Source organism: Streptococcus minor DSM 17118 (assembly GCF_000377005.1).
GTDB classification, from domain to species: domain Bacteria; phylum Bacillota; class Bacilli; order Lactobacillales; family Streptococcaceae; genus Streptococcus; species Streptococcus minor.
The window spans coordinates 97,847-113,487 of record NZ_AQYB01000032.1; the positions used below are offsets into that span (position 1 = coordinate 97,847).

Here is a 15,641-nt window from a genome sequence, read left to right on the forward strand (position 1 = left end):
AAGTACATGAATACATTACTAGCAAACTTCGTCACTGGTCTGGTGACAGATGAAAATAAGGACTTTTATTTTGTGCAAAAGGATGGTCAGACCTTTGCCTTGGCAAAAGAGGAAGGACAGTATCAACTGGGACAGTCTGTTACAGGCTTTGCCTATCACGATATGAAACAGCGTCTGCGTTTAACAACCAAGAAAGTTACATCAACCAGAACCAGCTTTGGTTGGGGGCAGGTGACTGATGTTCGTAAGGACCTGGGTGTCTTTGTTGATACGGGTTTACCTGATAAAGCGGTAGTAGTATCCTTAGACATACTGCCAGAGATAAAGGAACTCTGGCCCAAAAAAGGCGATCAGCTCTATATCAAATTAGATGTGGATAAGAAAGAACGTATCTGGGGCCTCTTAGCCTTTGCAGAAGATTTTCAAAGACTGGCTGGACCAGCTTATGACAATATGCAAAATCAGGAACTGCGAGCTATCGTCTACCGTTTGAAGCTAAATGGAACCTTTGTTTACTTGCCAGATAATAATATGCTTGGTTTTATTCACCCCAGTGAGCGATATGCTGAGCCACGTCTAGGGCAGGAACTAAAGGTTCGTGTGATTGGTTATCGCCCAGTGGATAGGACCCTCAATCTATCACTCAAGCCTCGTTCTTTTGAAATGCTGGAAAATGATGCCCAGATGATTGTGGCTTATTTGGAGTCAAATGGTGGCTTTATGACCCTAAATGATAAGTCTAGCCCAGAAGATATCAAGGCTACTTTTGGTATTTCTAAGGGGCAATTTAAAAAAGCTCTGGGTGGACTGATGAAGGCTAAAAAAATCAAGCAGGATGAACTGGGGACAGAGCTAATCAGCTAAGCTCTTAGGTGCATGTTGACCAATAGGGTGTCAAAAGTCCCTGTCCAATCACTATATAGAAGACTTGTTCAGCTAAATGAACAAGCAACCCTAAGAAAGAGAGGATGCTAGAAAGTAGAAAGATGAGAAGAAGTTTTTATGCCTGGCTGATGACCCAGCGCAACCCCAAATCCAATGAACCTGTCGCTATTTTGGCAGACTTGGCGTTTGAGGATACAACCTTTCCAAAGCATACAGATGAATTTGATGCCGTCAGCCGTTATCTAGAAGATGGAGCCAATTTCTCCTTTAATCTGGGGCTGTTCGATCAAATTTGGGAAGATTATTTGGGACACTAAGAACATTTGAACCATCAAATCGAAACCTAGTTAATATTACGATTTTCTAAGATTTCGTTTGTTGCGCCTTAAAACTGTCATCTAAGCCCAATAAAAGGTAATCTATTATACATATTCTTGTAATACTAGCTTGTTAAAGTAAAAACTAACTAATTTGTATTGCACACCATCATTTGAAAAAAGGAGAGAAAAATGCAAAAAAAGAATGCAAAAAAGTATGCAGGTTTGAGAGACGAGCAATTTTCATTGGTTGAACATTATGCTCGACAACATGGAATCAACAGTAAATTTCTCCTTGTTTTCACATGGATTTACAATAATCCGGAAGGAATTACTCAGGAGTTCATCTGCAAGCGAACTTATTCAAGCAAGCAGGTCATCCAGTCTATTGTAAAAAACCATATGCGAAAAGGCTGGCTCTATCTGGAAACTATTCCAAATGATAAGCGCAGAAAATTAATCCGGATGACTGAACTTGGCAGAAAAGAGATTGCTAGTTTGGTTGAACCGCTAAATATCTATGAGGCTAAGGCTTTTTCTGCCTTAACGAAAGAGCAACAAAAGGCATTTTTGGAAGCAACACAGATTTTCACAGAAACTTTCAAGGAATTGATTGAAAGTTATCGAGTGGATGACTGATTAGAGCTACTGATAATATCTACTTTTATCTATCACGCTTTGCGTGATTTTTTGTTTTAAATAAGCTATAATGAAGCTAATCTAATGAAAGAATGAGGTAGTTCTATTTGCAAGAGTTTTCTGCTGAAATGGCATTACAACATCCTGATGATGTCGTGGCCCTATTTGGCTCAAACGAGCGCCATTTGCGTTTGATCGAAGACAATTTAGGGGTCATTATCCATGCAAGGACTGAGCGCGTGCAGATTTTAGGGGATGACGAGGAGGCTGTAGAAGTCGCTCGATTAGCCCTTCAAGCCTTGCTAGTTCTTGTAGGGCGAGGTATGCTTGTCAACACTTCTGATGTGGTAACAGCTCTGTCTATGGCACAAAATGGAACCATTGACAAGTTTGTGGCGCTTTATGAAGAAGAAATCATCAAAGATAACAATGGTAAACCGATTCGGGTTAAAACATTGGGTCAAAGGGTCTATGTAGAGAGTGTGAAGCACCATGATGTGGTCTTTGGTATCGGTCCTGCTGGAACAGGGAAGACCTTCCTAGCAGTAACCTTGGCTGTAACAGCCCTCAAACGTGGTCAGGTTAAGCGGATTATTCTGACTCGACCTGCAGTGGAAGCTGGTGAAAGTCTAGGGTTTCTACCGGGAGATTTAAAAGAGAAGGTGGATCCTTATTTGCGCCCAGTCTATGATGCTCTTTTCCAGATTTTAGGCAAGGAGCAGACTACACGATTGATGGAGCGCGAGATCATAGAAATTGCTCCTCTGGCTTATATGCGTGGTCGAACATTAGATGATGCTTTTGTCATCTTGGATGAGGCGCAAAATACGACCATTATGCAGATGAAAATGTTTTTGACCCGCTTAGGTTTTAATTCTAAAATGATTGTGAACGGGGATATTAGTCAGATTGACTTGCCTCGGAATGTCAAATCAGGTCTTATTGATGCGACGGAAAAATTGCAACATATCAAGCAGATTGATTTTGTCTATCTATCTGCCAAGGACGTCGTTCGTCACCCTGTTGTAGCCGAGATTATCAATGCCTACGAGCGTGAGCAAGATCAGGAATAAATGATTTTACTAGAGGTTTTTTGTGCAAAGTGAGAAGACGATGGATGAAATCAATTTGTTGCAAGCTATCATGCAGGATAAGGAGAACCAACTTTATAGCTTGAGTGGGATTGAGCCACTGTTTTCAGCTCCGAATACAGCAAGGATTGTGCTTGTTGGTCAAGCTCCAGGGCGTATCGCTCAAGAGACAGGACTTTTTTGGAATGATAGAAGTGGGGAGCGTCTGAGAGAGTGGATGGGTGTGGATTATCAGAAGTTTTATCATTCTGGACTTTTTGCTGTTTTACCCATGGATTTTTACTATCCTGGAAAGGGGAAGTCAGGAGACTTGCCGCCACGTAAAGATTTTGCAGCAAAATGGCACCCTCTTATATTAAAAAAACTGCCACAAGTAGAACTATTTTTGTTGATTGGAGCGTACGCACAGCAGCATTACTTGGGTTTGCAGATGAAGAAAAATGTGACGGAGACTGTCCGGCACTTTCAAGACTACTTGCCAAAGTATTTTCCTCTCGTTCATCCCTCTCCTCGTAACCAGATTTGGTTAGCAAACAATCCGTGGTTTGAGGAGGAGCTTGTACCTGTCTTGAAAGAGAGAATTCATAGGATTTTAACAAAGTAAGGTTTGAGGAATTAGAGATGTTTGAGGAATTAGAGATGCAGGTAGAATGCTTGTCTGGAGACTATGCTTGTCGGATATTGACAGCAGATGACTGTCCAGTGATTTTGGAATTGTATGAGAGCAATCCTCTTTATTTCCAACATTACCCACCAAAGCCAAGTCTACGAAGCGTGAAGGAGGATATGAAAAGATTGCCGGCTGGTCAGTCTGACTCTGCTAAGTTTTATGTCGGTTTTTGGCAGGATAAGAACTTGCTTGCTGTCTTAGATTTTGTATTAGGTTATCCGGATACGCAGACGGTCTTTATCGGCCTGTTTATGGTTCATCAGGTATACCAGAGAACTGGTTTGGGTAGTCAGATTATAGCTGGAGTACTAGCTTATTTTTCAAGAAACTTTGAGAAAGTACGTTTGGCTTATGTAAAAAGCAACCCGCAAGCTCAGTATTTTTGGCAAAAGCAGGGATTTCAGCCAACAGGTCTTGAAGTGGAAGAGGGAGATATTCGACTTATCATAGCAGACAAGCAGTTATGAGCGATAGCATCTACAGATGTATAGGGTGTATGACCCCGACTAGGAATGAATAAGTAGCTGTCAGTAAAGGCAGTCAGTATCTATTGAAAGGAAAAATATGTTTCTTGCAATTAATGAAATAAAACATGCTAAATTACGTTATGGTATGATAACGAGTCTATTATTTCTAATTTCTTATCTTGTCTTTTTTTTGGCTGGTCTAGCAAATGGCTTGGCCCAACTCAATCGGAGTGCCATAGATAACTGGGGAGATGTGACGGTTCTGTTGGCAAATGATGCGACCCAAACCCTGAATCTATCCAGTATTGAAAAGCAAGTAGCACAGGAGGTTCAAGGAGACCAAACTGCTTACTTGAGTATCCTATCAACAGTCATTTGGGAGGGAGAAAATCCGGAAGAAGAGGATAAAATCAAGTCGACCTTGTTTGCTGTTGATAGCGACAGTTTTATAGTACCAAAGGTGATAGATGGTCGCTTGATGAAGGAAGTTCAAGAGGTCGTCATTTCCAAACGCCTAGCAGATGAGGAAGGTTTGGAGATAGGCGATGTGCTTTATTTATCGAAGAGTTCATCTACATTGAAGATTGTTGGTATTGCTGAGGAAGCTAGCTACAATGTCAGCCCAGTCATCTATGCGAGCCACGAAACCTATAATCTTTTAGTGAGCGAGAGGGGGCCACAAGCAGAGACTAGCTTCAATGCAGTTCTTGCGAAAGGCGAGTTGTCTAGCTATCCCAAAGATACACTGGAGAAATTGACGATTTCAGAATTCATCAATAAGATACCTGGTTATGGGGCTCAAGTGCTGACATTTGGCTTTATGATTGGTTTTTTAGTATTGATTTCTACTATTGTGATAGGGATTTTCATGTATGTATTCACCATGCAGAAGACTCAAATTTTTGGAGTTATGAAAACACAAGGGGTACCAATTTCCTACATTGGAAGATCTATCTTAGTGCAGACTTTCCTATTGGTCGGATTGGGTGTGGTATTAAGCATGGTAGGAACTTGGCTTTCGGCCCTTGCTCTTCCGATAAAAGTGCCTTTCCAGATTGATTGGCTCTTCAATGGTCTGGTTTCTATTGTTCTAATTGTCTTTTCGATGCTCGGTTCCCTCTTCTCTGTAAGAATTGTAGCAGGCATCGATCCATTGAAAACCATTAATTAGGAGAAAATATGACTGCACTTGTTTTAAAAGATGTTACCAAGGTGTTTCAAGATGGTACGCGCGAAATTATCGGTCTCCATCCCACAAATTTTTCTGTTGAACCTGGAGAATTTGTTGCTATTGTCGGTCCATCGGGTTCGGGAAAAAGTACATTCCTGACAATCGCAGGAGGTTTGCAAAGCCCATCTTCAGGTGAAGTTCTAGTTGATGGACAAACCTATAGTGGTCTGAGTGAAAAAAATAGGTCAAAGTTACGCTTTCGACAGATTGGCTTTATCTTGCAGAGCTCCAATTTAATTCCTTATCTGACAGTAGAGCAGCAACTGGAGCTGGTAAATAAAATCGACCGAACAAAGGAAACAGATTGGAAAAATCAACTCTTATCTGAATTGGGAATTGAGCATTTGAGTAAAAAACTACCAGCCAGCCTTTCGGGCGGGGAGAGACAAAGGGTTGCCATTGCACGCGCTCTTTATCATAATCCTAGCATCATTTTAGCCGATGAACCAACAGCCAGCTTGGATACGAATCGCTCTTACGAAGTTGTAGCTCTCTTAGCAAAGGAAGCAAAAAAATACAAAAAGTCGATTATCATGGTGACACATGATGTTCGAATGGTCGAAAAATGTGATGCTGTATATGAAATGAAAGATGGGATATTAACTCGGAAAAGATAGCATTCTCTTCCTATAAAAAATACTTTCAATCTATTTTAACTGTAACGAATAGGAAAATATTGATACAATCAGAGGTTTACAAGGAGGAACTGATGACAGATTTGGCAAAATTGCAAAATGGATCAGATATTCGTGGGATTGCGATTGCAACCGATGAGTGGGAAGTTACCTTGACTACAGAAGCAGTTAAGAGTATCACATCTGGCCTGATTAACTGGTTGCGACAGAGCTATGAAGAAGCTTATCAGGATGGGGCCTTATCTATCGGTGTAGGTAGGGATAGTCGTCTTAGTGGTCCGAATCTAGCTCAGACCCTGATAGATGAAGCCTTAGATCAGGGTGTTCAGGTCGTTGATTTTGGTCTTGCAACGACACCTGCTATGTTTATGGCAACTCAGTACGAGGAGTTCAGTTGCCATGCAGGTATTATGATAACAGCGAGTCACTTGCCATACTATTTCAACGGTATCAAGATTTTTAGCAAAAAAGGTGGCGCTGAGCACGAAGATATTGATTTTATTTTAGAAAAGACCCAACCTAGCTCCAATGGTAAGACTGGTCAACTGCGTCTTGCAGATATTATCACTCCTTATGCGGCTGACTTAGTTGAAAAAATCCGTCGGGGTTCACATGTTGCAATGCAGAAACCTTTGGCCGGGATGAGAATCATCGTGGATGCAGGAAATGGAGCGGGAGGTTTCTTTGCTGAACAGGTGTTGGCAGTCTTGGGAGCTGATACCACAGGATCACAGTTTCTAGAGCCAGATGGGACCTTTCCAAACCACATTCCCAATCCCGATAATAAGGAAGCTATGGCCAGTATTCAGGCAGCTGTTTTGGAACATAAGGCAGATTTAGGTATCATTTTTGATACGGATGTGGATCGTGCTGCTGTTGTCACTAGCAAGGGCGAAATACTCAACCGTAATAACTTGATTGCGGTTCTTAGTCAAATCGTTTTGACTGAGTATCCGGGTACTAGCATTGTCACCAACTCACCAACCTCAGACCACCTCAAGGATTTTATTGAAAAATTAGGTGGTAAGCAGATCCGTTATATTTCTGGCTACCGCAATGTCATCAATAGAGCTATTGCAGCTAATCAAGCGGGCGTGGATTGTCAACTGGCTATTGAAACCAGTGGTCATGCGGCCTTCAAGGAGAATTTTTTCTTAGATGATGGGACGTATGCTGCTGCTAAGATTTTAATGCTATTGCCTCAATTAGCTCACAAGGGTCAGAAAGTTGATGATTTGATTGCAGATTTGAGACAGCCTGTCGAGACCCAGGAGGTCCGTTTCAAATTAGAAAGAGAAGATTTTAAGGCTCTAGGACACCAGGTGATTACAGATTTGAAAGATTATCCAGTAACTGGTTGGTCCTTTAATCCTGAAAATGAAGAAGGCATCCGCTTTATCCTTTCGGAGCCTTATGGTCGCGGCTGGTTTTTGCTTCGGCTTAGTCTTCATGAACCTCTCTTGGTTTTACAGATTGAAAACGATTTGCCAAACTTTATGCCAGCTGTCCTCAAAACCCTTCATGTTTTTCTCTCACGGTATCCAGATGTCAATCAGGATAAGCTCTTGGAGCTGATTTAAAATACAAAAAAAGAAGTAGTGAGAACTACTTCTTTTTGACTCAAATTAACTCAAGAATATCTGTATAATCTCTACCTAGTCCTTGTGCAACTGGCAGATTAGTGATGTTTCCTTGATAGGTAGTGACCCCTTGAAGGAGTCCTTTATCTTCTTGGATAGCTTTTTTGAATCCTTTATTGGCTAAATCGAGAATATAAGGTAAGGTGACATTTGTAAGAGCTAGGGTTGAAGTGCGGGCTACGGCTCCAGGGATATTGGCAACAGCATAGTGGAGAACATTGTATTTCTCGTAGATAGGCTCATCATGAGTAGTCACTTTATCGGCTGTTGCGATGACACCGCCTTGGTCAACCGCGACGTCCACGATAACTGAACCAGGTCGCATGGATTGAACCATTTCATCTGTTACTAATTTTGGTGCCTTAGCTCCCGGTATCAGAACAGCACCAATTACTAGGTCTGCTTCCTTTACGGCTTGGGCAATATTGAGGGGATTAGACATGAGAGTTTGGATTTGGTTGCCAAAAATGTCCTCCAAGTCAGCCAAGCGTTTGGCAGAAATATCCAGGATAGTCACCTTTGCACCAAAACCAAGGGCAACACGTGCAGCCTGAGTACCGACGACCCCACCACCAATAATGGCAATATTTCCTTTTGGTACCCCTGGTACACCACCAAGAAGAACACCAGAACCACCTTCTTGTTTGGTCAAGAAATGAGCACCAATTTGTACTGCCATCCGTCCGGCTACTTCACTCATAGGTATTAGAAGCGGGAGTTGACCAAATGAATTTCGAACGGTTTCGTAGGCGATACCTGTCGTTTTTGCACTTAACATTGCATCTGCCAATTCAGGAGCTGGTGCCATATGCAGGTAAGTAAAGAGCAACAAATCTTCACGTAGGAAGGCATATTCAGTAGCCAGTGGTTCTTTGACTTTGATGACCATCTGAGCAGCCCATGCCTCTTGTGCAGTTGCGACGATTTGAGCTCCCTGTTCGCTGTAATCTGCATCTGGGAAACCAGAACCCACCCCAGCATTTGTTTCGACTAAGACCGTGTGTCCAGCTTGAATGAGGGCATAAACACCCGCTGGGGTTAAACCAACACGATTTTCATGGTTTTTAATTTCCTTTGGAACACCAATAATCATAAGCATACCTCAACTTTCTATTACCTATTATTCTAAAAAAAATATCTAAAAATTGCAAATAGAACCTGAAAGGGATATTCTCTTGTTTAATTGAGAAAAAATAATTGACAAATGCGAATGATATGGTACAATTAGATGGTATTGCTGGTTTAGCTCAGTAGGTAGAGCGCATCCATGGTAAGGATGAGGTCGCCGGTTCGATCCCGGCAACTAGCATATCAATCTTATCCTGCCTTTGCAGGATTTTTTTATTGTCATATACCTTGACATGCAAGTATTTTGTGATACAATAGACAAAGATAATACTAGTGGATGGCTGTGACGATGTTGTACACTAGAAGTGAACATGGCTACAGTACTTTGCAAAAATCAGGTGTGACTGTATGTAGAAAAAATTTCTAGATGCAGGAGAATCTTTGTTCTCATCGTATTTTACAATGTATTGCTAAAGCCTAGTATCTTAATGAAAGGAGAATTAAATCATGAACAAAACAGCATTGGTATATGTTTCATTTTTAGGTTGTCTCCTTTCTAAGCAGCTGCATTAGTCATCTTTTCTGATTTGATCAATGATTATACGGTAAGCCCATGGTGAGGAGTAGGTGCATCATGGGCTTTTTTGTGTGCTTTTAAGCCTATTGGAGTAAGAAAGAGGAATAATTTGTTTAAGTTAGTTTTAGATTATGTTAGAAAGAATAAATGGATTTATATCCTAGTGGCGATTAGTCTCATCATTTATGATGCCACCCTAGTTATCCCTACGAGGGTTATACAAGGTCTAGTGGATGGAATGACCAAGCAGACCTTGACCGAGCAAGAACTCTTGGGGACGATTGGTTTTCTGTTGCTTGCTACTTTGATGAATTATGGATCGGCGGTTATTTGGCATTTGAAGCTTTTTCAGCAGTCTGTTCATTTTAAGTTTGATATGCAGCAACGAGCCTTTCACAAGCTCGTATCTATGAGGACACCCTTCTATGAAAAATTTCGTTCTGGGGATATGATGACTCGTTTTTCAACAGATGTGGAGATGCTTCAGGATATGGTAGGTTATGGACTCATGATTATCCTCTATGCAGGTGGGATGATTGGATTTGTTATTCCTGTCATGTTTCTGATTTCCTGGGAGATAGCCCTATTGGGGATGGTTCCCATCTTCATCATGACATATGGGACTTACAAGATTTCCCAGCCTTTAGAACAGAAAGTGGATGAGGCTAGAGAGGCTATTTCTGAACTGAGTAATGAGGTCCTTGAGACGGTAGAGGGGATTCGAGTTATCCGAGCTTACAGCAAAAAAGCAAATCAGTCCAGTCGTTTTGCTCAAAAAACTGCAGCTTTAGCGACACGGTGGAATGATATTGCTCGGTATAGGGCACTCTACATGCCCATGTATAGTTTTATGTTGGGGCTTAGTACCGTCTTGATTTTGGGTGCAGGGGTCTATTTCATGGAAGCTGGTCGCGTCAGTATGGGTCAAGTAGTAGCCTTGCAGCTCTATGTCGTTTCCCTAGTTGAGCCCTTTGCGATGTTATCAGATTTTATTTTGGTCTATCAGACAGGTAAGACTTCCTTTGGCAAACTGCAGGAGCTGATTGAAACGGGAGATGAGATGGAAGAAGATGGGAAAATGGTCTTAAACCATCTGCAAGAAATCCGTCTAGAAAATTATAGTTTTTCCTACGGTCAAGCTTCTCAGGCTAGTTTGAAAAGGATTAGCATGAACTTAAAGGCAGGTCAGACTTTGGGTTTGGTTGGTAAAACTGGAGCCGGCAAAACTAGCTTGGTGCGCCAATTCTTGCGCCAGTATCCAGTCGGACAAGGGGAATTTACTATCAATGGTTATCCGATTACAGACTATTCCAGAAAATCACTGGAGGCCTTGATTGGCTATGTCCCACAAGAACATATTCTCTTTTCACGGACAGTAGGAGAAAATATCGCTATGGGGAAGGCACAAGCTAGTCAAGATGAGATTATGCAGGCGATTGCAACAGCAGCTTTTAGGGAAGATTTAGAACGGATGACAGATGGGATAAAAACCACTATCGGGGAGCGGGGACTGTCCATTTCTGGTGGACAAAAGCAACGGATATCGATTGCGCGTGCTTTTATCCGACAGCCAGAACTCCTCATTTTAGATGATTCACTGTCAGCAGTTGATGCTAGAACGGAGAGACAAATCATTCAAAATATTCAGCAAGAGCGAAGAGGAAAGACCAACATCATCGTGACCCACCGCTTGTCAGCAGTTCATCAAGCAGACTGGGTGTTGGTTTTGGATGAGGGACGCATTGTGGAAGAAGGCACACCAGACCAACTGCTCGCTCAGAAGGGTTGGTACTATGAGCAATATCAACGACAACAAGCTCAAGGAGAGGAGGAATAAGATGTCAGTCATTCTATCACTAATGAAAGAATTGAAACAAGTCAAAAGTCTATTTGTGTCAGGTCTCTTGCTGCTATTGTTGGCTACGGCAGGTGTTCAGCTGGCTCCTTTGTTCTTGCAAAATCTGATTGATCAAGATTTAACAGCGGTTTCCAAGGGTTTGGTCCTAAATCAGCGTGATTTCCTCATCAAGTTGGCTTCTTTTATCGGTCTATTAGCTATTGGTGGCCTCTTGCGTTATGGTTCCTTTCGGATACTCATGGTCTGTGCCAATCAAGTAGCGACCAATCTGCGAAATCGGGCTTATGCCGTCATGCAACGTTTGCCAATTTCTTACTTTGATGACAAGCCTGCTGGTAAGATTGCAACACGCATCGTCAATGATACGGAAACCTTACGCAATCAGTTTTACAGCACACTCTTATCTCAGATTTTTATTACTCTAATTCAAGTGTTCTTCATCTATGGTATTTTAATGAGTTTGGACTTAGCTGTAGGCTTGGTTTTGTTGCTCCTGATACCACTCTTCTATAGCATTCAAATCCTATACAAAAACTTAACGGACAAGCCGATGAAAGATTTTTACGCTGCCAGAAGTGAGGTCAATACCTTAGTCAATGAGACTATGAACGGGGCCAGCATCATCCAACTGTATCATCAAGAAGAAGAAGTGTTAAACAATTTTGAACAAGTGGCTGGCAAGATGCAGGGGGCAGATGACCGCATTGTCTTTGTGGACTCAGTTGCTTCTTGGACATTAACAGAACTGCTCAAATACACTGTCGTTGCTGGGATTCTAACCTTTATTGGCTACCAGTTTTTAGGTGGTAATCTGAGTATGACTGCAGGGCGTCTTTTCCTTTATATCAATTATGTAACTACGCTCTTTGACTTGCTAGGCATGCTAGTGCGTCAGTTACCCAATATTCAACGTTCCCAGGCTACAGGACGAAGGCTTCTAGAAATGTTGGAAGAACAACTGGAAGCAGATGAAGAGGATGAATTGCAGGTGACGGCGGGTGTAGTCGATTTTAATAATGTCAGTTTTGCTTATGATGGGAAACATCGTATCCTCAAAAATATTTCTCTTCATGCGAAACAGGGAGAAACTGTAGCTCTAGTAGGGCATACAGGTTCAGGAAAAACTTCTATCATGAACCTACTTTACCGCTTTTATGATCCTCAAGAAGGGGACATCACCATTGATGGTCAAGATATTTCTCAGTTTTCGCGCGAAAGTGTTCGTAGTCAAATGGGGATAGTTCTTCAAGAGCCTTATCTTTTTACTGGGTCCATCGCTTCCAATGTTACGATGGATAAAGGAGGTTACTCTAGTGAGGAGATTATTGCTGTTTTGGAAAAAGTTGGAGCTAGTGATATGCTGGCTAGATTGGAAAAAGGGATTGATGAGCCTGTTGTGGAGAAAGGTTCAGCTTTCTCTAGTGGCGAGCGTCAGCTTATTGCCTTTGCTAGAACCCTGATTGCCAATCCCAAGATTTTGATTTTGGATGAGGCGACTTCCCATATTGACACCGAGACAGAAGAAATGATACAAAAGGCCATGGAAGTACTCAAGGAAGGGCGGACTACCTTTATTATCGCTCACCGCCTTTCCACCATTCAAAATGCTGATCAAATCCTAGTTCTAGATGCCGGTCAAATCATTGAACAAGGGAACCATGACCAACTGATGCAGCTAAATAGCCGCTATGCTGAGATGCAAAGGATTCAGCAGAAGGTGTGATGATAAAGGACCCTCTGATATAGCTTAAGGGGTTCTTACTATTTAGCACTTTAGTTTGATCCTTTTAGTTGAAATTGATAAAATAAAGTAAAATTTGTTAAGAAAAGATCTGTTAAGGAGAGGATATGAATCTATCGTTAGATATGAGTTTAGTTGAGGGTTACAAAAGTAAGCCTCAGCAAGCAAGAATCATGAAAGAGTCGTGGGTTGCTAGAAATATTTATTGTCCCAATTGTGGTAGTCATCCAATAAATGGTTTCGAAAACAATCGACCTGTTGCAGACTTTTATTGTTCTCAATGTTCAGAGGAATATGAATTAAAAAGTAAAAATGGGAAGTTTTCATCCATTATTCCTGATGGTGCTTATTCGACGATGCTTGAGCGGATTCAATCAGAAAGGAATCCTAATTTTTTCTTTCTGAACTACAGTACAGAGTGCAAGGTTAAGAATTTTGCAGTTGTTCCTAAATATTTTTTTACTCCAGAAGTCATTGTGAAGCGTAAGCCCTTAGCCCCAACTGCCAGGAGGACTGGTTGGGTTGGTTGCAATATTGATATTCGTAAAGTTTCGACAAGGGGTACAATTTTTCTGATAAAAGATAGTCTAGTAGTTAATCAAGATGAAGTTTTGTCGAAATTCCAACAGACACTTTTTCTTCGTGAGCAGTCGGCTGGTTCTAGAGGCTGGTTGCTAGAAATTTTGAAGTGTTTAGACTGGATTCCTACTAATGAATTTACTTTGAATGAAATGTATGCTTTTGAAGACTATTTAAAACGGAGATATCCGAAAAATAATTATATAAAAGATAAAATTCGTCAACAATTACAAGTTTTGAGAGATCAGGGGATGATTGAGTTTTTAGGTGGAGGTCGCTATAAGAAACTCTACCTGTAACCAGATAGTTACTTGTATCAGAATTTTAGTTGAGATAAATGAAATCGAGTTAAAAGTTACTAGAAAACGTATCAGTTTATTCAGAAATGATGATAGGGAATCCGATCCAGCTTGTGGAAACTAAGTTTTATAATTAATGACATTTTTGATATTTGAATTTCGTACAGAGTCGATGGAGATGTTTTATGCTACAATACCACTATGAAAGCTTTGATTTTTGATTTAGATGACACCTTGTACAACCAAATTCAGCCTTTTAAGCGGGCAGTTGAACAATTTGATCTTCTTCCTTTAAAACAGTTGGAAGCTCTCTATCTAGCCTTTCGTTACCGGGCGGACGAGTTGTTTGAAGCTTCGGTCAAAGGGACACTTTCTATGAAGGACATGCATACTTATCGGATGAGGGCAGCTTTTAGGGATATGGGGATGGATATTACAAATGAGATGGCCTATGCCATTCAGGAAGCCTACGCCTATCAGCAGGGACACTTGGAATTGACAACTGGTAGTAAGGAACTTTTTGCATATTGCCAAGAAAAGGGAATAGCCGTGGGTCTGATTACCAATGGTCCGCATCTTCACCAAATGAAGAAAATACAGAATCTGAATCTTCATCGTTTTATTCCAGAACATTTGATGCTTATTTCCGGTCAGGTTGGTATGACCAAGCCTGATACAGGGATTTTTAGACTGATGGAAAAACGTCTCAACCTGAACCCAGAAGACATTTGTTATCTAGGGGATTCTTACGAAAATGATGTCATTGGTGCCAAGGGTGCTGGTTGGAAGGCTATCTGGTTCAACCATCGTGGACGAAGTGTGACAGACCACTCCTATACCCCTGATTATACGGTCACGGATTTCAAAGCTGTACAGGCATGGTTAACAGAAAAACTATAAAGAATAGGCTAAGGAAAATTTCTACCTTGGCTTTTTATCTTTCCTACTCTTTTTGTGATATAATGAGTGTGATAGTATTTTACTGAAAGAAGAAAAAGAATGTATGTAGAAATGGTGGATGAAACCGGTCAAGTTTCTCCGAAAATGATGGAGCAAACCCTAGATTTGTTGCAGTTTGCAGCAGAAAAGCTTGGTAAGCAAAATAAAGAGATGGCTGTCACCTTTGTGACCAATGAACGCAGTCATCAACTCAATCTGGAGTACCGCGACACCGACCGCCCAACAGATGTCATCAGTCTAGAATATAAGCCAGAAAAACCTTTTAACTTTGATGAGGATGACATGGCTGATGATCCAGATCTAGCAGAGATGCTAGAGGAATTTGATAGCTACATCGGCGAGCTGTTCATATCTGTCGATAAGGCACGTGAGCAAGCCGAAACATATGGGCACTCCTTCGAACGGGAGATGGGGTTTCTTGCAGTACATGGCTTCCTTCACATCAACGGCTATGATCATTATACGCCCGAGGAAGAGAAGGAAATGTTTACCTTACAGGAAGAGGTGCTAACAGCCTATGGACTTACAAGACAATAATTCACAGAAAAAGTGGAAAAACCGAGATCTAGTAGCCAGTATGGAGTTTGCCATTACAGGAGTACTGACAGCTTTTAAGGAAGAGCGCAATATGCGCAAACACCTCGTGTCTGCCATATTGGCATTGTTGGCAGGTTTGATTTTTCAAATTTCTGCTACCGAGTGGCTCTTTCTCCTTCTGGCTATTTTTTTGGTTATCGTTCTAGAAATTATCAACTCAGCTATTGAAAATGTGGTTGATTTGGCCAGTGGTTACCATTTTTCGATGCTGGCTAAAAATGCAAAAGATATGGCTGCAGGTGCGGTCCTCGTTGCCTCTGGCTATGCGGTATTGACAGGTTTGATTATTTTTATTCCAAAAATTTGGCAACTGATTTTAGGATAATACTCTGCAAAAATTGAAAAAGAAAGGTGAACAGGAGTTTTGCATAGCTGGTGCAGAATTCT

Annotated in this window: 16 protein-coding genes and 1 tRNA gene; 16 read left to right on the forward strand and 1 reads right to left on the reverse strand. The window is 41.3% G+C overall.

Annotation, left to right across the window (positions count from 1 at the left end; genetic code table 11):
- The first annotated feature begins 6 nt into the window (after positions 1-6).
- The 9 genes from cvfB (at position 7) to F602_RS0105695 (ending at position 7,515) form a co-directional block, all read left to right on the forward strand.
- Entirely contained in the window at positions 7-864 is an 858-nt protein-coding gene (cvfB, locus tag F602_RS0105655; RefSeq protein ID WP_018166990.1) for an RNA-binding virulence regulatory protein CvfB, read from the forward strand.
- A 122-nt stretch (positions 865-986) separates the two neighbouring features.
- Positions 987-1,202: a YozE family protein gene (locus tag F602_RS0105660; protein WP_026183321.1), complete on the forward strand. Its 216-nt coding sequence runs from the start codon at positions 987-989 to the stop codon at positions 1,200-1,202.
- Between the two features lie 192 nt (positions 1,203-1,394).
- On the forward strand, positions 1,395-1,841 hold the full coding sequence (locus tag F602_RS0105665) for a MarR family winged helix-turn-helix transcriptional regulator (protein WP_018166992.1): 447 nt from the start codon (positions 1,395-1,397) through the stop codon (positions 1,839-1,841).
- Between the two features lie 107 nt (positions 1,842-1,948).
- Positions 1,949-2,914 (forward strand): PhoH family protein, encoded by a 966-nt coding sequence (locus tag F602_RS0105670; protein ID WP_018166993.1) that lies wholly within the window; start codon positions 1,949-1,951, stop codon positions 2,912-2,914.
- A 40-nt stretch (positions 2,915-2,954) separates the two neighbouring features.
- Complete coding sequence (locus F602_RS0105675; protein WP_018166994.1) at positions 2,955-3,536, forward strand: uracil-DNA glycosylase family protein; 582 nt, start codon at positions 2,955-2,957, stop codon at positions 3,534-3,536.
- A 17-nt stretch (positions 3,537-3,553) separates the two neighbouring features.
- On the forward strand, positions 3,554-4,069 hold the full coding sequence (locus F602_RS0105680; RefSeq protein WP_018166995.1) for a GNAT family N-acetyltransferase: 516 nt from the start codon (positions 3,554-3,556) through the stop codon (positions 4,067-4,069).
- A gap of 97 nt (positions 4,070-4,166) precedes the next feature.
- Positions 4,167-5,240 carry an ABC transporter permease gene (locus F602_RS0105685; RefSeq protein WP_018166996.1) on the forward strand — a complete coding sequence of 358 codons (1,074 nt, stop codon included), beginning with the start codon at positions 4,167-4,169 and terminating at the stop codon, positions 5,238-5,240.
- 8 nt (positions 5,241-5,248) lie between these two features.
- Positions 5,249-5,917, forward strand: a complete 669-nt coding sequence (locus F602_RS0105690; protein WP_018166997.1) for an ABC transporter ATP-binding protein — start codon at positions 5,249-5,251, stop codon at positions 5,915-5,917.
- A gap of 92 nt (positions 5,918-6,009) precedes the next feature.
- Positions 6,010-7,515, forward strand: coding sequence for a phosphohexomutase domain-containing protein (locus F602_RS0105695; RefSeq protein WP_018166998.1), 1,506 nt, complete (start codon positions 6,010-6,012; stop codon positions 7,513-7,515).
- A 40-nt stretch (positions 7,516-7,555) separates the two neighbouring features.
- Here the strand turns inward: F602_RS0105695 and ald are convergent, their stop codons facing one another.
- Positions 7,556-8,668, reverse strand: a complete 1,113-nt coding sequence (ald, locus tag F602_RS0105700; RefSeq protein ID WP_018166999.1) for an alanine dehydrogenase — start codon at positions 8,666-8,668, stop codon at positions 7,556-7,558.
- 143 nt (positions 8,669-8,811) lie between these two features.
- On the opposite strand from ald, the gene F602_RS0105705 reads away from it, so the two are divergent.
- From F602_RS0105705 to F602_RS0105735, 7 genes are all read left to right on the forward strand, one after another.
- Positions 8,812-8,884 (forward strand) — tRNA-Thr (locus tag F602_RS0105705).
- Between the two features lie 445 nt (positions 8,885-9,329).
- A complete protein-coding gene (locus F602_RS0105710) occupies positions 9,330-11,057 on the forward strand; it encodes an ABC transporter ATP-binding protein (RefSeq protein ID WP_018167000.1) in 1,728 nt (575 codons plus the stop codon).
- A gap of 1 nt (position 11,058) precedes the next feature.
- Positions 11,059-12,801 carry an ABC transporter ATP-binding protein gene (locus tag F602_RS0105715; RefSeq protein ID WP_018167001.1) on the forward strand — a complete coding sequence of 581 codons (1,743 nt, stop codon included), beginning with the start codon at positions 11,059-11,061 and terminating at the stop codon, positions 12,799-12,801.
- Positions 12,802-12,926: 125 nt separating this feature from the next.
- Positions 12,927-13,697, forward strand: coding sequence for a DpnI domain-containing protein (locus F602_RS0105720; RefSeq protein WP_018167002.1), 771 nt, complete (start codon positions 12,927-12,929; stop codon positions 13,695-13,697).
- Positions 13,698-13,898: 201 nt separating this feature from the next.
- A complete protein-coding gene (locus F602_RS0105725; RefSeq protein WP_018167003.1) occupies positions 13,899-14,597 on the forward strand; it encodes an HAD family hydrolase in 699 nt (232 codons plus the stop codon).
- A 99-nt stretch (positions 14,598-14,696) separates the two neighbouring features.
- Complete coding sequence (ybeY, locus tag F602_RS0105730; protein WP_018167004.1) at positions 14,697-15,194, forward strand: rRNA maturation RNase YbeY; 498 nt, start codon at positions 14,697-14,699, stop codon at positions 15,192-15,194.
- Entirely contained in the window at positions 15,175-15,579 is a 405-nt protein-coding gene (locus F602_RS0105735; protein WP_018167005.1) for a diacylglycerol kinase family protein, read from the forward strand. The genes ybeY and F602_RS0105735 overlap by 20 nt, the downstream gene beginning before the upstream one ends.
- The last annotated feature ends 62 nt before the right edge of the window (positions 15,580-15,641 follow it).

What these genes read in the sequence shown, in the direction of transcription:
- F602_RS0105660 (WP_026183321.1), top strand. Translation starts at nt 987, where the DNA reads ATGAGAAGAAGTTTTTATGCCTGGCTGATGACCCAGCGCAACCCCAAA.
- F602_RS0105720 (WP_018167002.1), top strand. Translation starts at nt 12,927, where the DNA reads ATGAATCTATCGTTAGATATGAGTTTAGTTGAGGGTTACAAAAGTAAG.
- F602_RS0105690 (WP_018166997.1), top strand. Translation starts at nt 5,249, where the DNA reads ATGACTGCACTTGTTTTAAAAGATGTTACCAAGGTGTTTCAAGATGGT.
- F602_RS0105735 (WP_018167005.1), top strand. Translation starts at nt 15,175, where the DNA reads ATGGACTTACAAGACAATAATTCACAGAAAAAGTGGAAAAACCGAGAT.
- F602_RS0105695 (WP_018166998.1), top strand. Translation starts at nt 6,010, where the DNA reads ATGACAGATTTGGCAAAATTGCAAAATGGATCAGATATTCGTGGGATT.
- F602_RS0105680 (WP_018166995.1), top strand. Translation starts at nt 3,554, where the DNA reads ATGTTTGAGGAATTAGAGATGCAGGTAGAATGCTTGTCTGGAGACTAT.
- F602_RS0105715 (WP_018167001.1), top strand. Translation starts at nt 11,059, where the DNA reads ATGTCAGTCATTCTATCACTAATGAAAGAATTGAAACAAGTCAAAAGT.
- F602_RS0105665 (WP_018166992.1), top strand. Translation starts at nt 1,395, where the DNA reads ATGCAAAAAAAGAATGCAAAAAAGTATGCAGGTTTGAGAGACGAGCAA.
- F602_RS0105675 (WP_018166994.1), top strand. Translation starts at nt 2,955, where the DNA reads ATGGATGAAATCAATTTGTTGCAAGCTATCATGCAGGATAAGGAGAAC.
- F602_RS0105725 (WP_018167003.1), top strand. Translation starts at nt 13,899, where the DNA reads ATGAAAGCTTTGATTTTTGATTTAGATGACACCTTGTACAACCAAATT.
- cvfB (WP_018166990.1), top strand. Translation starts at nt 7, where the DNA reads ATGAATACATTACTAGCAAACTTCGTCACTGGTCTGGTGACAGATGAA.
- ybeY (WP_018167004.1), top strand. Translation starts at nt 14,697, where the DNA reads ATGTATGTAGAAATGGTGGATGAAACCGGTCAAGTTTCTCCGAAAATG.
- ald (WP_018166999.1), bottom strand. Translation starts at nt 8,668, where the DNA reads ATGATTATTGGTGTTCCAAAGGAAATTAAAAACCATGAAAATCGTGTT.
- F602_RS0105685 (WP_018166996.1), top strand. Translation starts at nt 4,167, where the DNA reads ATGTTTCTTGCAATTAATGAAATAAAACATGCTAAATTACGTTATGGT.